Source organism: Micromonospora sp. CPCC 205539, assembly GCF_036906815.1.
Lineage (GTDB): Bacteria > Actinomycetota > Actinomycetes > Mycobacteriales > Micromonosporaceae > Micromonospora.
Genome location: NZ_JBAKHW010000009.1, coordinates 1 through 16,694 on the forward strand (window position 1 = coordinate 1; position 16,694 = coordinate 16,694).

Here is a 16,694-nt window from a genome sequence, read left to right on the forward strand (position 1 = left end):
GCTCACCGTCGAGGGCGATCGTCGACTGCTCACCCTGGGTGCCGTGCGGGATCAGCTTGCCCATGTCCGGCTTGTCGCCCTGAACGGCGACCGCGACGGGCTTGCTGTTGGTGACGGGGGTGGCGGCGTGGGCGGCGATCGGGCCGGCGAACACACCACCGGCGAACGCCAGACCAGCAACAGACAACACACTCTTACGCATGATCGTGTTCATGGGGGAAGCTCCTTCGGGGGTAAGGACACCCGGGTGTCCGGGTGTGAGCACCTCGTCCGGCGCTGCAACAAGCGGGGGAAAGTCTTCACGGCGGCCGACGGGCGGGGGCCTCGTGGCGCCGGGTCCAGGTGTAACGACCACCGGCCGGCCAACATTCCGGCCCGGGGGACTCCGCCATCCGGCCCCATGCGGGCGGGCCGATCCTGCGGGCCCTGACATCCGGCGCCACGCCGGGGCGATCCTGCGGCTCTGCCATCCGGCCCTCTTGCGGGGGCGGGCGGACCCGCAGCCTGCACGGGACGGCTCTACGGCTGTGCGTCCGGCCCCTGCGCGGGGCGGTCCTGCGATCGTCAGGGTATGTAACGACCCCGACCCGGCCACGATTCCACCCCACGAGTGCACCCGGCCACACACCGAAACCACTCGAACCAGACATCAAGCCCGCCTCCACCCGATCGACTCGATGCCAGACCAGCCCACCCAGGCGTGATCGACTCGGCATCGGTGATGTCGGGGCATCGGGGACGGCCGGATACCGCGATATCACCGACACCGAGTCGATCATGGCAAGACACACGGCTCGTACTGGACAATTGGTGCGAACGCGCCCGGTGGGCAATGCTCACGACAGGGTGGCGGGCCTCGATCACCGATCAAGCCGACCGCCGAAGCTAGGCCGGGCGAGCCTCCCGGCCCGCACGGGACCGGCACCGTCAGCCCCACCCACACCGGCCCAGCACCGCGAATCCCACCCGCAGGCCCGGCACCGTCAGCCCCACCTCACTCGGGGCCCCGAATCGGTCGGGTCGCTTCAACAAATAGAGCTGGCGCCCGTCGGAGTGGTCCGACGGGCGCCAGCCTGCGTACGATCCGGGCCCTGCCCGGGTGGTGCGGTTTAGCGGGCGGCCCCACCGAGACGCTGGCGGCGACGCCAGGCCAGGGTCATCAGCAGCATGAGCGCGCCTGCGGCCACCAGGCCACCGCCGAGCTTCATGGGCGTGCCGAGACTGTCACCCGTGACGGGCAGCGGCTGCCGGGGTGGCAGCACGCGCAGCTCGGTGGACGCGCTCCGGCCGGACTCGCGACCCGTGGCGGTGAAGGTCAGCAGACCCTCCACTGTCGGCTTGTAGTTCCTCGTGAACCGGCCTTCGGCGTTGGTGAACGCCGTGAAGCTCGGCGCCGCGCTCGCGTGGAAGGCGACCGGTGCCATGGCCACGGTGCTGCCGTCGCTGCGGCGAGCCGGTGCCTGGCCGGCGGCCGGGGCGGCCAGCGGGGCCACCGACACCACGATGTCGACGGTCTCGTTCGGACCGAAGCCCGTGCCGGTCAGCGTGACCGTCTCGCCGAGGTAGATGGTCGGCCGGTTGACGGTGAGCTGGGCGGCAGCCGGCGGGTACGGCGGCGGCTGCGGTGGGTCCGTGGTCGCCGAAGGCGTCGGCTGCGGCTGTGCCGCTCCGGCTGCTGTCGGTACGGCCACCACGGCCAGACCGACCGCGAGCGCCATGATGATGCGGGATAGCCGCATGATGGTTCCCTCCTACTGGTCACAGCTTGGTGCGGAATGAACTTGGGTGGTCCAAGGGCTGGCGGTCGGGGTCAGCCATAGTTCGGCCTGGCCGGCGCCGCTTTTGGCGGTCAGGATCGTGACCTCCAACGCTCGCTCGGCGCCGGGGCCGACGTCGACGCTGGCCGTGGCGACCTGGCGGCGGCGATCGGTGCCGCTGCCAAGCGCCGTCTCGGTTCCGTCGAGCCGGGCGTCGAGCACCGCGCCACCCGCCGGGCTGTATACCGACACCAGCGTGCGAACGGTGTACGGGTCGCCCGCCAGGCCGAGGCCGAGGACCGACTCGGTGAGACCGGACTTCGGCGCCGTGGAGCGCAGTGTCACCCGCAGCCGGAGCTCGCGGCGGCCGTCGGGCCGGCAATCGCCGACCGTCACGTTCGCCGCCGGCCGCAGGTAGTAGCCGAGCTTCGCGCCGCTGCCGTCGTTCAGGAACACGCCGACCGTTGGCACGGTGTCCTTCTCCGGAAGCGTGCCGGCCATCCGGCTGTCGCCGAACGTCCGTTGCTCTTCCGGTCGGGCACTCCAGAACAATATCCGGCGTTCCGTGATAGCACGGTCGAATACGGACAACAACACTCGCGAGTTGACATTCTTCTTGAAGAAGGCGTCGAAGACCGCGGCTGCGGACGCCGCGAAGTACTCGTCCTGCTGTTTGGTGTTCAAGCGCTGGTAGCTCTCGTTGAGCAGGGTCTGCACGACCTTCTCGCTGGCCAGCGGGACGCCGCCGGGCACCATGACCGGGCCGGTCGCCTTGAGCAGGTAGGACAGCACCACCGGGTCGACCGCCAGCACGCCGTCGACCGTCGTACCGGTCTTGCGCCGGAACATCTCCCGGTACAGGGCGGCGGCGGTCGGGAAGTGCGGGGTCAGATTGACGTCGGCGGGGTAGATGCCGGGCAGGTCGGTCCAGAGCGCCCGCGTCTCCGGGGGCAGCTTCAGCGGCGGCGTGAACCGGCCGAGGGAAGCGCTGCTGCCCTGCCCGCCCATTCGGACCTGGCCCTTCTCGGCCTCGATCAGCGCGTACGCGCCGAACATGCCGCCGGTGGCGCGCAGCTCGGCCAGGTTCTGCGAGACCAGCAGGTAACGCCGCGCGCCGCGGGCACCGAGCAGGGGCGGCAGCAGCCGGGAACCCTGGACGGCGGCCGTGGTGAGGCCGGCCAGTCGATCGATCTCGTCGCGCAGGTCGGTCAACGCCTGCCGGATCTGGCTGACCAGGCGGTCGGCCGGCACGGCGGCCAGGTCGCGACGCGTGCGCTGCACCGCGCCGTCCACCCGGGCCAGCTCCGCGGAGACCGCGGTGAGCCGGGCCAGGTCCAGCCGTCCCTCGGTGGGCACCAGGCTGGTCAGGTCCGTCCGCAGGAGGGTCGGGAACGCCTGCCGGGCGAGCTCGTCGATGGCGACGGCGATCAGCCGGACCGCGTCGAGGTCATCGCCGGCGATCGGGGTACGCCGGGCGAGCTGCCAACCCGGGTCCGCGGTGGCGGTCCGGGCCGCTCCGGCCTGTTCCTGGAGGGCGGCGAGGGTCCGCATGGCACGCTCGGTGTCCCCGCCGACCACTTGCGCGCTCAGCTCCCGGGCCAGGCCGGCGGCGTTGAGCAGGTGAGCTCTCGCCTGCCAACCGCGGAAGCCGACCCATCCTCCGGTCAGCAGCAACAGCGAGCCGACCACCAGGGCGCCGAGGAGAGCTCGGCGCAGGCGGGCCCGACGGCGACGCCGAGACCGGCTTCGCCGCCGACGCGGTCGTTCGCTTTCCGTCACACCACACTCCCGTTTCGCGGAACCGGACAGAAGGAACGATTTCCCTCACAATTTCTAGCACAGTGTGAGCGGTCTCGTACGGATATGGCATTTCTGGGCGTTTATGCGAGGTTTCCTCGCGGCTCGGCGGCCTGACCAGCCGCTTCGTGCAGCAGCCGTTCGATCCGGTCCACCCCGGTCGGCAAGGACATCTCCCGCAGGTACACCTGCCGACCACGACGACCCATCTCGGTACGCGTCGGCGCCGGGATGGTGGCGGCCAACCAGAACCGGTCGGCGAGGGCGGCCCAGTCCTCCGGCGGGCAGGACAGCCCGGCCCGGGCGCGTTCGACCAGCTCGGCGGTGTCCCCGCCGGCCGAGGCGACCACCGGCGCGGCGCAGGCGAGCGCGGCCTGCAGCTTGCCGGGTAGCGAGCCGCGCAACTCCGGCAGGTCCCGCAGCATGACCAGCTGGTAGTCGGCGGCGGCGTACAGCTCGGGCATGTCCACCGGGGACCGTCGTTCCACGAAGCGGACGTTCTCCGCGCCCAACTCGGCGGCGAGCCCGCGTACCCGTCGCTCCTGCCCACCGGAGCCGACCAGGACCAGGTCCATGGTCCGGTCCAACGCCGCCGCGGCCCGTACGGCGGTCTCCAGACCCTGTCGGGCGCCGATGGTGCCGGCGTGCATGACCACGCACCGACGGTCGCGGCGCACCAGTTCCCGGGCGGCGCGGCTGGGCGTGGCCGGGTGGAAGATCCGCTCGTCGGTCCAGTTCAAGACCACCCGGACCCGGGCCGGGTCGGCGCCAGCGGCGACGACCAGGTCGCGCATCGACGGGGCGGCCACCGCGATCCGCGCGGCGGCCCGGTAGATCCGGGTCATCGCCGAGCCCATCCGCACCGCCCAGCGCCCCTGCGCGCCCTCGTCGGCGCCATCGCGCGACCAGACGTCCTGGACGTGCAGCACCGCGGGCACCCGCCCGAGCAGCCGCAGCACGCTGGCGGTGGCAAACGTGGTGGCGGGCAGTTGGAAGACGTAGAGCGCGTCCACGTCCCCGAGGTACCGGCGCGCGATCCAGCCCGCGCTGCCGGCGAAGGAGAGGTAACTGGCCATCCGGGCGGCCGTGGAGGAGGCGCCACCCGAGTAGCGCGGCACCCGTCGGACGGTGAGCCGCTCACTGTGCGTCTCGTGGTGCCAGCGCTGCCGCCAGCCCGGGTAGACGTGACCGCCGGGGTAGTCCGGGAAGCCGGTGAGCACCCGTACCTCGTGCCCGCGCGCCGCCAATTCCTCGGCGAGGCTGCCGGGGATGAACGCCGGCTCGGGCGGGAAGTGGTACGACAGGATCCCGATCTTCACCGGGTCACCGCCGTCCGGTGTGGATCGGTGCCGGTCGGCGCGGCACCGCGACCGACGGCTGCCTGACCCGCGTACGATGCCGACAACCCCTCCCCGCGCGGCCACCGGCGTCGGCGCACCGCCCGCGCGGTGCGGCCACCCGTGTCCGCACCGACGAGAGGGATACCGATGGCCGATCGCGTGCTGTTCGTCTGCCACGCCAACCTGTGCCGTTCGCCGATGGCGGAGTTCCTGGCCCGCCGGCTGCTCGCCGACCGGCCGGTGACCGTGGCCAGCGCCGGCACCAATGCGATGGACGGGCTGGCCATGCACCCGTACGCCAAGGAGATCGCGGCCGAGAGCGGCGCGGACCCGGCGGCGTTCCGCAGCCGGGCGTTGCGGCCGGAGCACCTGGTCGACGCGACGCTGGTGCTCACCGCGACCCGGCGCCAGCGCTCGGTCTGCACCGCGCTGGCGCCGGCCGTGCTGCACCGCACGTTCACCCTGCGCCAGTTCGGCCGGTTGGCCGCAGCCGCGGAACCGCCCGTCGACTCGGCCGACGACCCGCTGCGGGCCGCGATCGCCGCCGCCGCCCGCGTCCGGGGGCGGCTGCAACCCACCGCTCCGGACGCGGACGACCTGCGGGACCCGATCGGTGGTGGCGACGATGAATTCCGACGCTGCGCCGAGGAGATCGAACGATCGCTGCGACCCCTCGCCGCGCTCATCGGGGCAACCGGGTGAGTTCCTGGGTGCGATCGGTGACGCCGTTGACCCCGGCGCCCTCGCCGTGCCGGGGAGGCGCGGCCCGCTCGGCCGGCACCGACGGTGCAGTTGTCGAGGCGGCCACCCGGTAGGCCTCGTACTGGTACGCCTCGGCCTTGGCCACCTTGGCCATGTTCAGCACGCAGCCGAGCAGGCGGACCGACACCGAGTGCAGTGAGCGGGCCGCCGCGGCCACCTGGGTCCGTGAGGTACGGCCCTGCTGGGTCACCAGCAGCGCGCCGTCGGCCTGCACGGCCACCACTACGCCGTCGGTCACCGCGAGCAGCGGCGCGGTGTCGATGATGACGATGTCCGCCGACTCGCGGAGCGCCAGCAGCAGGTCCGCCATCGCCTTGGAGCCGAGCAGTTCGCTCGGGTTGGGCGGGGCGGAGCCGCTGGGCAGCACCAGCAGGGACTTGTCGCCCCAGCGCTGCACCACGTCGCCGACCTGGACGTCGCCGACCAGCACGTCGGTGAGGCCGACTCCGGCGTCCAGGCCCAGGTACTCGTCGACCTTGGGGCGGCGCAGGTCGGCGTCGACCAGCAGCACCCGCCAGCCGGCCTCGGCCAACGCGATGGCCAGGTTGCAGGAGAGCGTGGTCTTGCCTTCGCCCTGCAGTGCGCTGGTCACGGCGATGACGCGGGCCGGCTCGTGCACGTCCACGAAGCGCAGGTTGGTCCGCAGCTTGCGGACCGCCTCGGCGCGCGCCGAGGTCGCCGCCTCGCCGACGATCAGCGGCGCCGAGCGGGCGCCGCTCTCGAACGGAATCTCCCCGAGCAGCGGGCTGCCAGTTGCCCGTTGCAGGCCGGCGGAGTCACGCAGACGGACGTCCGCGACGCCGCGCAGGATCGCCAGGCCGATGCCGAGCACCAGACCGATCAGCCCGCCCAGGGTGAGGTTACGTACCGGCTGCGGTGAGACGGGGCTGGCGCTGACCCGCGGGCCGCTGACTATCTCGATCTTGATGGGGGCCTTGCCCTCGGGCGTCGTCTCGACCTTCTGCACGAGTTCGACGAACTTCTGCGCCAGGGATTCGGTCACCTTCATGGCGCGGGTCTGGTCGGTGTCGATGACCGACGCGCGCAGCAGCACGGTGCCCGTCTCGGTGGACGTGGTCACACGCCGCTGCACCTCGTCGGCGGTGAGCCCGACCGGGGTGTCGGCCACCACGCTCTGGGCCAGCCGGTCGCTGCTCAGCAGGTCGGCGTACGACTTGACGCGCTGTTGGAGGAAGAGCCCGCCCTGGTAGGCGTCGGTGACGCCCGAGTTGGGGGTGGTGACGAAGAAGGTCACCGAGGCGACGTACCGGGGTTGGGCCCGCACGGTCAGGAACGCTGAGACGCCCAGGACCACCATGACCGTGGCCAGCACGACCCACCAGTGCCGACGTGCGTGGCGAAGTTGGCGGAGCAGGTCCATCAGGCGCGCCTCCGTGCCGGTCCGGTTACGCCAAAGAACTTCACGAAAACCCCCAAGGTCGTCTTTAAACTCGTGAAACCATTAAACCGGCTCATACAGCTTATGTCCGGAGTTATGTGTTTTCGACGGCGGCAGGTTGCGCCCGAATGACCAACCCGACAACCGACCATTCGGCAGCGGTGATATCGGGGAAAAAAAATCGGCGGCCGATCGGATGGCCTCCGGCCGCGCCGGTCGTCGGCTCGACGGATAGGGTCGTCGGCGGGGTGCCGGGAAGTCTGGTCGGCGAGTGAGTTCCCGCTGCCCGTCGACACCTGAGTGAGCCCCGTAGATGAGTGACCGCACCCCATCGTCCGACCGGTCCCGCCGGCTGTTCTCGCCGTCCACCTGGCCCGAGGCCCGACACCTGGCCGACGTGCTGCGCACCGAGACCGTCGGTGGCGCGCTGCTGCTGCTCGGCGCCGTCCTCGCGCTGCTCTGGGCCAACTCACCCTGGGCCGACGGATACAGCCGCCTCGGAGACTGGGTGCCCTGGCCCGGCGGCACCCGCTGGCACCTCGACCTGGACCTGGCGGGCTGGGCGGCGGACGGCCTGCTCGCCATCTTCTTCTTCGTGGTGGGGCTGGAGCTCAAGCGGGAGTTCGTCGCCGGCGAGTTGCGTGACCCACGCCGCGCCGCGCTGCCGGTGGTGGCCGCCCTGGGCGGGATGCTGCTGCCCGCACTGATCTACACGGCGGTCATCCTCACGTCGGGTGGGGAGGGGCTGCGCGGCTGGGCGATCCCGACCGCCACCGACATCGCGTTCGCGCTGGCCGTCCTCGCGGTGGTCAGTTCACATCTGCCTCAGGGCCTGCGCGCGTTCCTGCTCACCCTCGCCGTGGTCGACGACCTGTTCGCGATCACCATCATCGCGGTCTTCTACACCGCCGACTTCCAACCCCTGCCGCTGCTCGCCGCACTGGCGCCGATCGGGCTGTTCGCCCTGCTGGTGCAGCGCGGTCGCACCTGGTGGTGGGCGCTCGTCCCGCTCGCGGTCGCCGCGTGGGCCCTGGTGCACGCCTCCGGTGTGCACGCCACGGTCGCCGGCGTCCTGCTCGGCTGCACCGTGCCGGTGCTGGGCACCCGGCGGTCGCGGCCGGGCGCGCCGACCGGCGCCGGGCAGTCAGCGGGTACGGGGACGGACGCCGACGGGCTCGCCGCGTACCTGGAGCACCGGTGGCGGCCGGTGTCGGCCGGTCTCGCGGTGCCGATCTTCGCCCTGTTCGCCGCCGGAGTCACCCTGCGCGGCGCCGACCTGGGCGCGCTGCTGACCGACCCGGTGGTGATCGCCATCGTCGCCAGCCTGGTGTTCGGCAAGAGCATCGGCGTGTTCGGGTCGACCTATCTGCTGGCCCGGTTCACCCGCGCCGAGTTGGACGAGGACATCACCTGGACCGACCTGCTGGGCATCGCGCTGCTGGCCGGCGTCGGCTTCACCGTCTCGCTGCTCATCGGCGACCTGGCGTTCGGCGCCGGCAGCGCGGCCGACGACCGGGTCAAGACCGCCGTGCTGGCCGGTTCGGTGATCTCCGCCGGGATGGCCGCCATCGTGCTGAGCCGCCGCAACGCCGTGTACCGCCGGGTGGCGGAGCGGGAACGGGTGGACGCCGACGGAGACGGCATACCCGACGTCCACCAGGGGCGGACCGACAGGTGACCGACCCAGGCGGTCGGGCTTGTCGTCAGCGGCGGCGTTTGGCGGGCCGGTGGTCCTCGGTCTCCTCGGCCAGCGCCTCGGCCGCCGGGGCGGTGAGGTCGTCGCCGGGCACCGCCACCTCCTCGGCCAGGTCCTGCTCGTCGGGCTTCCCGCCGGGCTGCGGCTCGGGAGCGGTGGCACCACCGGAGTAGCCGTACTCGTTCGGTTCGTCGTGCCGGCTCATGTGGTTATCCTCCCGGTTTCGTCGGATTCGCCTCGTACCGCCAACGGTAGAGGTCGTTCGTCCCCGGCGCAGGGCGGCGGGGATTGTCGACGTGACCAGGGCGGCGCCGCGCCCAACGCCAGCCCGAGCAGTTGGCGCAGCGCAACGATCGCCGCCGCGCTGGCCAGGTCGGTCCAGCCCAGTCCACCGGCGAGCCGGAGCAGACCGGCCGCGGTCAGCAGGTCCAGCAGCACCCGGACGGCGGTCTTGAGGGCCCCGGTGGTGAGGACGGTGACGAGCGCCGCGACCAGGGCCAGCGCGGTGACGGCGGTGACCAGCGCACCGATCACGTCCGGCGCTCCCCCTCGGTCACCTGCCGCTGCTCCTGGCGGATCTCCCGGCCGAGGAAGTAGTTCAGCGCGGTCCGGATCGTGGCGATCGCGGCGAGCTGCCCGATCTGCGCGAACGACGGGGACACCGCGGTCCGCAGCACGTCGGCCGCCAGCTGGAACTCCAGGCCGAGGGTGAGGAACCGGCCCAGGGAGAGCCGGATCGGGGTGAAGACGGCGGCGGTGCGGTGTCGCAGCCCCTCGACCACGAACCGCACCGCCGCCCAGACCGCCCCGACGAAGATCACCACGGCGCCGGCGACCTCCACCACGGCGACCAGCGCCTGGTCACCCTGGCGCAGCAGGTCCACCGGGTCCACCCGGGGCCGTTACCCGCCGTCGAGGCGGGTAGTCGGCGATCAGGTCAGCTGGCTCACCGCCTCCAGGATCAGCCAGAGGCCGGAGATGGCGAAGAGCACCGCCGCGCCGTACTTGATGGCCTTCTCCGGCAGGCGGCGCCCGAGCATCCGACCGACCAGGATGGCCAGCGCGTCCGCCGCCACCATGCCGACGGTCGAGCCGAGCCAGGTGCCGAACCAGCCGTACTTGGTGGCCAGGGTGATCGTGGCGAGCATCGTCTTGTCGCCCAGCTCAGCCAGGAAGAACGCCACCCCCACCGCGACGATCGCGGTCTTGCTGGTCTTCTCGGCCTTGCGCTTCTCCTCGTCGGTGAGGGCGTCCCCGCGCAGGGTCCATGCGCCGAAACCGAGGAACGCCAGGCCGGCCACCAGGGAGATCCACTCGGTGGGGAGCACGGCGCCGAGACCCGTGCCGATGGCGACCGACGCCAGGTGCACCACCGCCGTGGCGACGGTGATACCGATCAAGACCGGCAGCGTACGGAACCGCGTGGCGAAGGTCAGCGCCATCAGCTGGCTCTTGTCCCCCAGCTCGGCGACGAAGATGACGCCGAAGCTGACGACCAGCGCGGCGAGGAATCCCTCCATGACGTCCTTCCCGTTCAATGCCGGGAGGAGGAACAGGGGCGCCCTCGACCCGGCTGCAACAGCCTGAGTCGAAGGTCTCGCCCGCCCCGGAGACCGGGGCCGCGTGGCCGGGTGCGGAACGCACCAGTATGTCGACCACGACATTGGGGGCTACTCCCCTTCGCGCGATCAGCCTAGCCGATCACCAACCAGGTCGGCCGGGCTGGGTGGACCGGCTCACCCCGCCTGGGCCAACGTCACCCCGAAGAGCCCTTCCGGGTCGGTCCAGAACTCCGTCGCCGTGAAACCGGCGGCCGCCAGCTCGGCGGCGATCCCCGCCGGGCGGAACTTCGCCGAGACCTCGGTGCGCAGCTCCTCCCCCACGGCGAACTCCACGCTCAGGTCCAGCACCCGGACCCGCATCGCCCGCCGGGCACGCAGCCGCATCTCGATCCACTCGTGCTCCGGGTCCCAGTGGGCGACGTGCTCGAACGCCGCAGGGTCGAAGTCAGCGCCCAACTCCCGGTTGATCACATGCAGCACGTTGCGGTTGAACTCGGCGGTCACCCCGGCCGCGTCGTCGTACGCGGGCACGATCACCGACGGGTCCTTCACCAGGTCGGTGCCGAGCAGCAGCCAGTCGCCGGCCTCGAGCGCGGCACTCGTCGCGGCCAGGAACTCCGCCCGCTCGGCCGGCACCAGGTTGCCGATGGTGCCGCCGAGGAACACCACGAGCCGCCGGCCGCCGGTGGGCAGCCGGTCCAACTGCCGGGTGAAGTCGCCGACGATGCCCCGGACCCGCAGCCCCGGATAGTCGGCGGCGATCTGCGCGGTGGACGCCTCCAGCGCGCTGACCGACACGTCGAGCGGGACGAACGTGCCCAGCCCGCCCCGGCGGGTGAACGCGTCCAGCAGCAGTCGGGTCTTCTCCGACGAGCCGGAACCCAGCTCGATCAGGGTCTTGGCCCCGGTCAGCGCCGCGACATCGCCGGCCCGCTCGGCCAGCACGGCCCGTTCGGCCCGGGTCGGGTAGTACTCGGGCAACCGGGTGATCTCCTCGAACAGCTCGCTGCCCCGAGCGTCGTAGAACCACTTCGGTGGCAACCACTTCTCCTCGGCGCTCAACCCGGCCCGGACGTCTCGGCGCAGGTCGCGCTCCACCTCCCGCTCCTCGAGGTAGATCTCCAGCGGCTCCGCGGTCATCCGTGTCCCCTTTCCTCTGTCGTGCACTGCTGCGGGCCCGACCGGTGCGGCTCACCGGGTCGGCAGTGGGCGTACCCGCACCTCGCTCGTCGTGGCGGTGACCAGGTGCCCCTCCGGCACCGGCCGCCACCCGGGGTCGTCGTCGTACGGCTCGGAGGCGAGCAGCACCGAACCCGCCTCCGCCCGGACCGACAACGCGTGCCCGGCCACGCTGGCCACCACCCGGTGCCCGTCGGTGAGCAGCAGGTTGAGCCGCGAATCGGGCGCCGCCGCGGCGACCTCGGTCACCGTCCGCGCGACCGCCTCGGCCGGGTCGGCACCGGCGCGCAGCCGATGCCGGACCAGCGCCCAGAGCAGCGCCGAGTCGGTGGCGGCGTCCAAGGTGAGCAGGTCACGCACCGGCAGGCCGCCGGCGAGCGGCACCACCGTTTCGGGCCAGCCGCGCACCACCCCGTTGTGGCTGAACAACCAGGGCCCCTCCGCGAACGGCGCGGCGGCCCCGTCGAGCACCGCCATGCCGACGGTGGCCGAACGGACCGCGGCGAGCACCGCGCCAGCGCGGGTCACCGCGGCGAGCTGCGCGATCGTCGGGTCACTCCAGATCGGCTGCGCCCTTCGGTAGCGCACCGGCTCGCCGTCGCCCGCATACCACCCCACGCCGAACCCGTCCGCGTTGATCGTGCCGCCGCCGCGCATGTCACGGGGCGCCCAGGACTGCCGCACCAACGAATGCGGCGGATCGAAGAGCAACGCCGCCAGGGTGACCGGCGGACCCAGGTAGGCCAGGTGGCGACACATCAGCGCACCCCGCCCACCGGCCCGACGGCCGCGCGGAGGCTCACCGGTGCGACTCGTCCGGATGCGCGTCGCGGGCGCAGCGGAAGCCGCTGAAGATCTGCCGCCGGATCGGGTAGTCCCAGTTACGGAAGGTGCCCCGGCAGGCGGACCGGTCGGTGCCGAACGAGCCGCCGCGCAGCACCCGGTGCTCGTCGCCGAAGAAGACCTCGGAGTATTCCCGATAGGGGAACGCCGTGAAGCCGGGATGCCCCCGCAAGGGCGTCGAGGTCCACTCCCAGACGTCGCCGATCAGCTGATGCACGCCCAGCGGCGAGGCACCAGCCGGGTAGGCACCGACCGGCGCCGGCCGCAGGTGGCGTTGGCCGAGGTTGGCGTGCGCGTCGGTCGGATCGTCGTCGCCCCAGGGGTAGCGGCGGGACCGGCCGGTCGCCGGGTCCCAGCGGGCCGCCTTCTCCCACTCCGCCTCGGTCGGTAGCCGCTTGCCGGCCCACGCCGCGTACGCCTGCGCCTCGTGGAAGCACACGTGCACCACCGGCTCGTCGGAGCGGACCCGCTCGGTCCGGCCGAAGCGCCGGTACGCCCAGCCGTCGGAGTCCGGCTGCCAGTGCAGAGGCGCGGCGAGCTGCGCCTCGACCCGGTACGCCCACCCGGCCGCACTCCACCAGCGCGGGTCGGTGTAGCCGCCGTCCGCGATGAACTCCGCGTACTGGCCGTTGCTGACCGGAGCGGCGTCGATCACGTACGCGGGCAGGTCGACCACGTGCGCGGGTCGTTCGTTGTCCAGCGCCCACGGATCGATGTCGGTGCCCATGGTGAACGCACCGGCCGGCACCAGCACCGACCCGCCGACCCGGGCGGACGGCTCCGGAGGCGGCGCGGCGTGCAGCACCGCCGGCCCCGAGCGCAGCTGGTGGGTGGCGAGCATGGTCTCGTCGTGCTGCTGCTCGTGCTGCACGATCATGCCGAAGGCGAACCCGTCGGCGACCAACGGCCGCTCGGTGAAACTGACCGCCTCGAGCAGGTCGTGCACCTTGTCCCGGACGGTGCCCAGGTAGGCGCGGGCCTCCGCCGGGGGCAGCAGGGGCAGCGCGGGCCTGTCCCGGCGGGGCTGTTTGAAAGCGTCGTACAGCTCGTCGATGTCACACCGGACCGGCTCCCGGCCGCCGACGTCGCGCACCAGCCAGAGCTCCTCCTGGTTGCCGACGTGCGCCAGGTCCCAGACCAGCGGCGACATCAGTGGCGAGTGCTGGCGCATCAGGTCGGCGTCGTCGACCACCTCGGTCAGCAGCGCCGTGCGGGACCGGGCCCGCGCCAGCTCCGCCGCAATGTGGTCGCGTAGCTGCTCCCCGTCGGCGTGTCCCGTCGTGCTCGGGGCTCGCAACCCCGGCTCACTCCTCGCGCTCACCGAGCCGCCTTCCGTTCGCGACTGCGGGGCTCGCAACCCCGGCTCACTCCTCGCGCTCACCGGTCTCCCCTCTCTTTGCGGCCGCCAGCCGCTTCCGTACGCCTCGCTGGATCTCGTCGTGACCGCCGGCCGGGAGGTCCAGCCGGGGCAGGGTGGTCAGGGCCAGGTCGAGCAGCGCCACCGCGGCGGCGGCCAACGCCGGGTCCGCCAGACCGTGTCGGGCGGCGGCCGACCAGCGGTGCGCCACCGGTGCGCCGATCGCGTACGCCGATCGCACGGTGGCCGGATCGGCGAACAGCGCGGTCAGCACCGCCAGCGGGAGTCGCCAGTCCCGGCCGGGCTGGGCATCGAGGTAACGCAGCTCCAGGTAGCCGCGCGGACGCACCGGCGGAAAGAGCGTGCTGAGGTGGTAGTCGAGGTCATCGGTGGTGGGTGGGCGCGGCAGGGCGCCGTCGAGCCAGTCGGCGAAGGTCACGCCCGGCGGCGCCGTCCAGTCCGGGCCGCCTCGGCGCAGGCAGAGCAGCGGCGCGGCGAGCACGTAACGGACCCAGGCGGCGGCCGGGTCCTCGTCGGCCCGGCCTGGTGCCCACACCGGGCGGGTGCGGGCCGGGTCGATGGCCAACCAGGCGGCCATCCGGGCGGAGGCCCAGCCGGTGCGCCGACCGGCGTGCCGGCTGGCAGAGGCGAACGCCGCGAGCAGCGGCGGGCCGACCGCGTGAGCCGCGGACCAGCGGGCCGTGACCTGGTCGGGCTCACCCGCGTCGAGGCAGACCTGCAGACCCGCGGTGCTGTACATCATCGTCCGGCCGGCGGGACCGCGCCGGTCGAAGCTGACACGCATGGCGCGGTACCGGGGGGTTTCCAGCACCGGGCGGGGCCTGCGGTGCGGGTCGATGCCGCTGCGGCCGAGGATCAGACCGGCGGCTCCCAGCAGATCGGTGACCTGGGCGATTTCGGCCTCGGTGGCCTCGATCAACGCGCCGACCGAGGGGCGCGGCGGGGTGGAGATCTCGAGCTGGCCACCCGGCTCCAGGGTCACCGCGCCACCGTGTCGCAGGGGCTCGGCCGGGCTGGTGGCATCCAGCGTGACGGGGCTGTGCCGCCGCAGCGCCGCCCTCAGCCGCGCCGGGTCGACGGGTCGGGCGGGATCGGCGGCGTCGTGCACGGTCCATTCCAGTTCGACGCCTGTGTGGATCGGTGGGCCGGTCTTGAAGCAGATGCGGGCGAGATGTCGACTTGCGGCAGCGGACTCGTGCAGAATGCCGCCGCGGTCCAGCTCGGGTGACGTCACCACCGGTGGGGCCCCCTCTCCGTACGCCGGCTCCGGGACACTGTGCCACCGTAGCCGCGCCCACCGACACCGTCGGAGGCGTCCACGGCGCCACCAACCTCTGTCTAACAGACGAATTTCCCCGCGCAGGGCGGATCGAACCGCCCCGGTGACCGGGCGCTCAGTCCCGGTCGGGTCGGCCCGGCTTCGGTGGTGACGGCGTGAGCGTCGGCGGCCCCGCTGGTTGCGCCTCGGGTATCAACCCTTGGCAGTACGCCTCGACCTCGTCAGCACCACCGGCCGCCGCCACCAAATCCTGGTAGGGGCGCTTGCTGAGCGCCTTCTCCCGCTGTTTGGGCGCCTTGGCCAGCCAGGTACGGCACAACCGATGGAGCTGCTTGCCCGGCACCGGGCCGACGGACGGCGTACCGGTGGCGGACGGCGGACCGGTCGGCGCCGAGCCCGTGCCGGGAGCCGTCGGCCGGCTTGGCGGGTCGGTACGGTCGTCGGACGAGGGCCTGGCGACGGCGGGAGTCGGCCGCGGGCTACTCGTCGCCGGTGGCGCCGGCACCGGCGTCCGGTCCAGGGTGACCGCGGCGAAGGCGGCGCCCGCGGTGGCGGTGACCGCCACCGCGCCGATCCAGGCCGACAAGCCAGTGGTCAACCGACGACGGTGTGGCCGACCAGCCGCGGTAGGCGTCGGGTCGGCCCGGGCGGCCCGGAACGCGGCCAGGGCAGCCTGCTCGCCCGCCAGTTCCCCCGGTCGAGCCGGACCGGCCGCCGCGGCGATCAGCCGGGCCAGAGCGGTATCCGGGCCGGCGGGGGTGTCGGCGCGGTTCGCGTCGAGCAACCGTTCCGTCTCGGCGCGATCGGCCGGCCGGTCCGGCCGGTGCGGGTTCATCCGGAATCCCCTCACGTCAGCCATCCGCCGGCTCAGCCTGTGCAGACCGGTGGGGCCGGCCGGCCCGCGGCTGGGGCGCCGTGCCCTCGATACTGGCCGGCGATGGACCGGCCGACGACGCGGCGGCCTCGGCGCCGGCCAGTGTCCCGTTGCCCCCCGCCGCTGCGGACGGTGGGACCGGATTCTGTTGTTGCAGAAGGGCCGCGAGCCGCCGCAGGCCGCGGTGCGCGGCGGTCCGTACGGCGCCGGCCCGCCGGCCGAGCACCCGACCGGCGGATTCCGCGTCGAGCCCGATCACGGCCCGCAGCAGGACCGCCTCGGCCTCGCGGGGTGGCAGTTGGGCGATCAGCGCCAGAGCTGCCTCGGTGCCGATCGTCTCACCGGCCAGCTCGGCGGTGTCCGCGTCGCTGGCCAGCTCGCCGAGGGCCTGCGCCGGCACCGGCAGCGTCGGCCGGCGGCGCAGCCGACGTAGGTGATCCATCGCCCGGTTGCGGGCGATCGTGACGGTCCAGGCGCGGAACTCGCCGCCGGTGAAGTTGGGCAGGTCGCGGGCGATCTGGAGCCACGTCTCGGAGGCCACGTCCTCGGCGTCCGCGCCGACCAGGGCGGTCAGATACCGCAGCAGGCCGGGCTGAAGGCGCCGGTAGAGCACGCGGAAGGCGTCCTCGTCCCCACCTTGCGCGGCGGTGACCGCCTCGGACAGCTCGGCGGTCATCCGCCACCCCGGCGGCGAACCGGCCCGACCAGGTCCCGCACCCGTACCGCCCTCCGCCTACTGATGGCGCCCGGGACCGAGGTGGCCTGGGCGGGATGTCTGGACCAGCGCCGTGGCGGCCGCCGTCGACGCGCCGCCCGCCGAGCCGCCCG

At 72.9% G+C, this 16,694-nt stretch carries 16 protein-coding genes and 1 pseudogene; 2 read left to right on the top strand and 15 right to left on the bottom strand.

Features of this window, described 5'->3' with window-relative positions; genetic code table 11:
- The 4 genes and pseudogenes from V6V47_RS10750 to V6V47_RS10765 form a co-directional block, all read right to left on the bottom strand.
- Positions 1-214 (bottom strand): annotated as a pseudogene (locus tag V6V47_RS10750) (hypothetical protein); the annotation flags it as partial.
- A gap of 895 nt (positions 215-1,109) precedes the next feature.
- Complete coding sequence (locus V6V47_RS10755) at positions 1,110-1,739, bottom strand: hypothetical protein (RefSeq protein ID WP_334627958.1); 630 nt, start codon at positions 1,737-1,739, stop codon at positions 1,110-1,112.
- 12 nt (positions 1,740-1,751) lie between these two features.
- A complete protein-coding gene (locus V6V47_RS10760; protein WP_334627959.1) occupies positions 1,752-3,536 on the bottom strand; it encodes a DUF4012 domain-containing protein in 1,785 nt (594 codons plus the stop codon).
- Between the two features lie 101 nt (positions 3,537-3,637).
- Positions 3,638-4,873 carry a glycosyltransferase family 4 protein gene (locus tag V6V47_RS10765; RefSeq protein WP_334627960.1) on the bottom strand — a complete coding sequence of 412 codons (1,236 nt, stop codon included), beginning with the start codon at positions 4,871-4,873 and terminating at the stop codon, positions 3,638-3,640.
- A gap of 168 nt (positions 4,874-5,041) precedes the next feature.
- On the opposite strand from V6V47_RS10765, the gene V6V47_RS10770 reads away from it, so the two are divergent.
- Positions 5,042-5,596, top strand: coding sequence for an arsenate reductase/protein-tyrosine-phosphatase family protein (locus V6V47_RS10770; protein ID WP_334627961.1), 555 nt, complete (start codon positions 5,042-5,044; stop codon positions 5,594-5,596).
- On the opposite strand, the gene V6V47_RS10775 is transcribed toward V6V47_RS10770, so the two are convergent.
- The gene (locus tag V6V47_RS10775; protein WP_334627962.1) at positions 5,577-7,037 is read right to left on the bottom strand and encodes a polysaccharide biosynthesis tyrosine autokinase; all 1,461 of its coding nucleotides are present in this window, start codon (positions 7,035-7,037) and stop codon (positions 5,577-5,579) included. The two genes, V6V47_RS10770 and V6V47_RS10775, sit on opposite strands and share 20 nt — an antisense overlap.
- Before the next feature lie 331 nt (positions 7,038-7,368).
- Here V6V47_RS10775 and nhaA point away from each other — a divergent pair, with 331 nt between their 5' ends.
- Positions 7,369-8,733: a Na+/H+ antiporter NhaA gene (gene nhaA, locus V6V47_RS10780; protein ID WP_334627963.1), complete on the top strand. Its 1,365-nt coding sequence runs from the start codon at positions 7,369-7,371 to the stop codon at positions 8,731-8,733.
- Between the two features lie 25 nt (positions 8,734-8,758).
- Here nhaA and V6V47_RS10785 read toward each other — a convergent pair whose 3' ends face one another.
- The 10 genes from V6V47_RS10785 to V6V47_RS10830 all read right to left on the bottom strand — a co-directional run bounded on the left by V6V47_RS10785 (position 8,759) and on the right by V6V47_RS10830 (position 16,542).
- The gene (locus tag V6V47_RS10785) at positions 8,759-8,956 is read right to left on the bottom strand and encodes a hypothetical protein (RefSeq protein WP_334627964.1); all 198 of its coding nucleotides are present in this window, start codon (positions 8,954-8,956) and stop codon (positions 8,759-8,761) included.
- Positions 8,953-9,285: a hypothetical protein gene (locus V6V47_RS10790; RefSeq protein WP_334627965.1), complete on the bottom strand. Its 333-nt coding sequence runs from the start codon at positions 9,283-9,285 to the stop codon at positions 8,953-8,955. Before V6V47_RS10790 ends, V6V47_RS10785 begins: the two co-directional genes overlap by 4 nt.
- Entirely contained in the window at positions 9,282-9,644 is a 363-nt protein-coding gene (locus V6V47_RS10795) for a DUF1622 domain-containing protein (protein ID WP_334627966.1), read from the bottom strand. The genes V6V47_RS10790 and V6V47_RS10795 overlap by 4 nt, the downstream gene beginning before the upstream one ends.
- Before the next feature lie 39 nt (positions 9,645-9,683).
- The gene (locus V6V47_RS10800) at positions 9,684-10,271 is read right to left on the bottom strand and encodes a TMEM165/GDT1 family protein (protein ID WP_334627967.1); all 588 of its coding nucleotides are present in this window, start codon (positions 10,269-10,271) and stop codon (positions 9,684-9,686) included.
- Between the two features lie 216 nt (positions 10,272-10,487).
- Entirely contained in the window at positions 10,488-11,453 is a 966-nt protein-coding gene (egtD, locus tag V6V47_RS10805; protein WP_334627968.1) for an L-histidine N(alpha)-methyltransferase, read from the bottom strand.
- A gap of 51 nt (positions 11,454-11,504) precedes the next feature.
- Positions 11,505-12,251: an ergothioneine biosynthesis protein EgtC gene (egtC, locus tag V6V47_RS10810; RefSeq protein ID WP_334627969.1), complete on the bottom strand. Its 747-nt coding sequence runs from the start codon at positions 12,249-12,251 to the stop codon at positions 11,505-11,507.
- A 40-nt stretch (positions 12,252-12,291) separates the two neighbouring features.
- Entirely contained in the window at positions 12,292-13,632 is a 1,341-nt protein-coding gene (egtB, locus tag V6V47_RS10815) for an ergothioneine biosynthesis protein EgtB (RefSeq protein ID WP_334628023.1), read from the bottom strand.
- 67 nt (positions 13,633-13,699) lie between these two features.
- Positions 13,700-14,950, bottom strand: a complete 1,251-nt coding sequence (gene egtA / locus V6V47_RS10820; protein ID WP_334627970.1) for an ergothioneine biosynthesis glutamate--cysteine ligase EgtA — start codon at positions 14,948-14,950, stop codon at positions 13,700-13,702.
- 157 nt (positions 14,951-15,107) lie between these two features.
- Positions 15,108-15,827 (bottom strand): hypothetical protein, encoded by a 720-nt coding sequence (locus tag V6V47_RS10825; protein WP_334627971.1) that lies wholly within the window; start codon positions 15,825-15,827, stop codon positions 15,108-15,110.
- Positions 15,828-15,843: 16 nt separating this feature from the next.
- Positions 15,844-16,542 carry an RNA polymerase sigma factor gene (locus V6V47_RS10830; RefSeq protein ID WP_334627972.1) on the bottom strand — a complete coding sequence of 233 codons (699 nt, stop codon included), beginning with the start codon at positions 16,540-16,542 and terminating at the stop codon, positions 15,844-15,846.
- Positions 16,543-16,694: the final 152 nt, after the last annotated feature.

What these genes read in the sequence shown, in the direction of transcription:
- V6V47_RS10825 (WP_334627971.1), bottom strand. Translation starts at nt 15,827, where the DNA reads ATGAACCCGCACCGGCCGGACCGGCCGGCCGATCGCGCCGAGACGGAA.
- V6V47_RS10785 (WP_334627964.1), bottom strand. Translation starts at nt 8,956, where the DNA reads ATGAGCCGGCACGACGAACCGAACGAGTACGGCTACTCCGGTGGTGCC.
- nhaA (WP_334627963.1), top strand. Translation starts at nt 7,369, where the DNA reads ATGAGTGACCGCACCCCATCGTCCGACCGGTCCCGCCGGCTGTTCTCG.
- V6V47_RS10775 (WP_334627962.1), bottom strand. Translation starts at nt 7,037, where the DNA reads ATGGACCTGCTCCGCCAACTTCGCCACGCACGTCGGCACTGGTGGGTC.
- V6V47_RS10770 (WP_334627961.1), top strand. Translation starts at nt 5,042, where the DNA reads ATGGCCGATCGCGTGCTGTTCGTCTGCCACGCCAACCTGTGCCGTTCG.
- V6V47_RS10830 (WP_334627972.1), bottom strand. Translation starts at nt 16,542, where the DNA reads ATGACCGCCGAGCTGTCCGAGGCGGTCACCGCCGCGCAAGGTGGGGAC.
- egtC (WP_334627969.1), bottom strand. Translation starts at nt 12,251, where the DNA reads ATGTGTCGCCACCTGGCCTACCTGGGTCCGCCGGTCACCCTGGCGGCG.
- egtD (WP_334627968.1), bottom strand. Translation starts at nt 11,453, where the DNA reads ATGACCGCGGAGCCGCTGGAGATCTACCTCGAGGAGCGGGAGGTGGAG.
- V6V47_RS10755 (WP_334627958.1), bottom strand. Translation starts at nt 1,739, where the DNA reads ATGCGGCTATCCCGCATCATCATGGCGCTCGCGGTCGGTCTGGCCGTG.
- V6V47_RS10800 (WP_334627967.1), bottom strand. Translation starts at nt 10,271, where the DNA reads ATGGAGGGATTCCTCGCCGCGCTGGTCGTCAGCTTCGGCGTCATCTTC.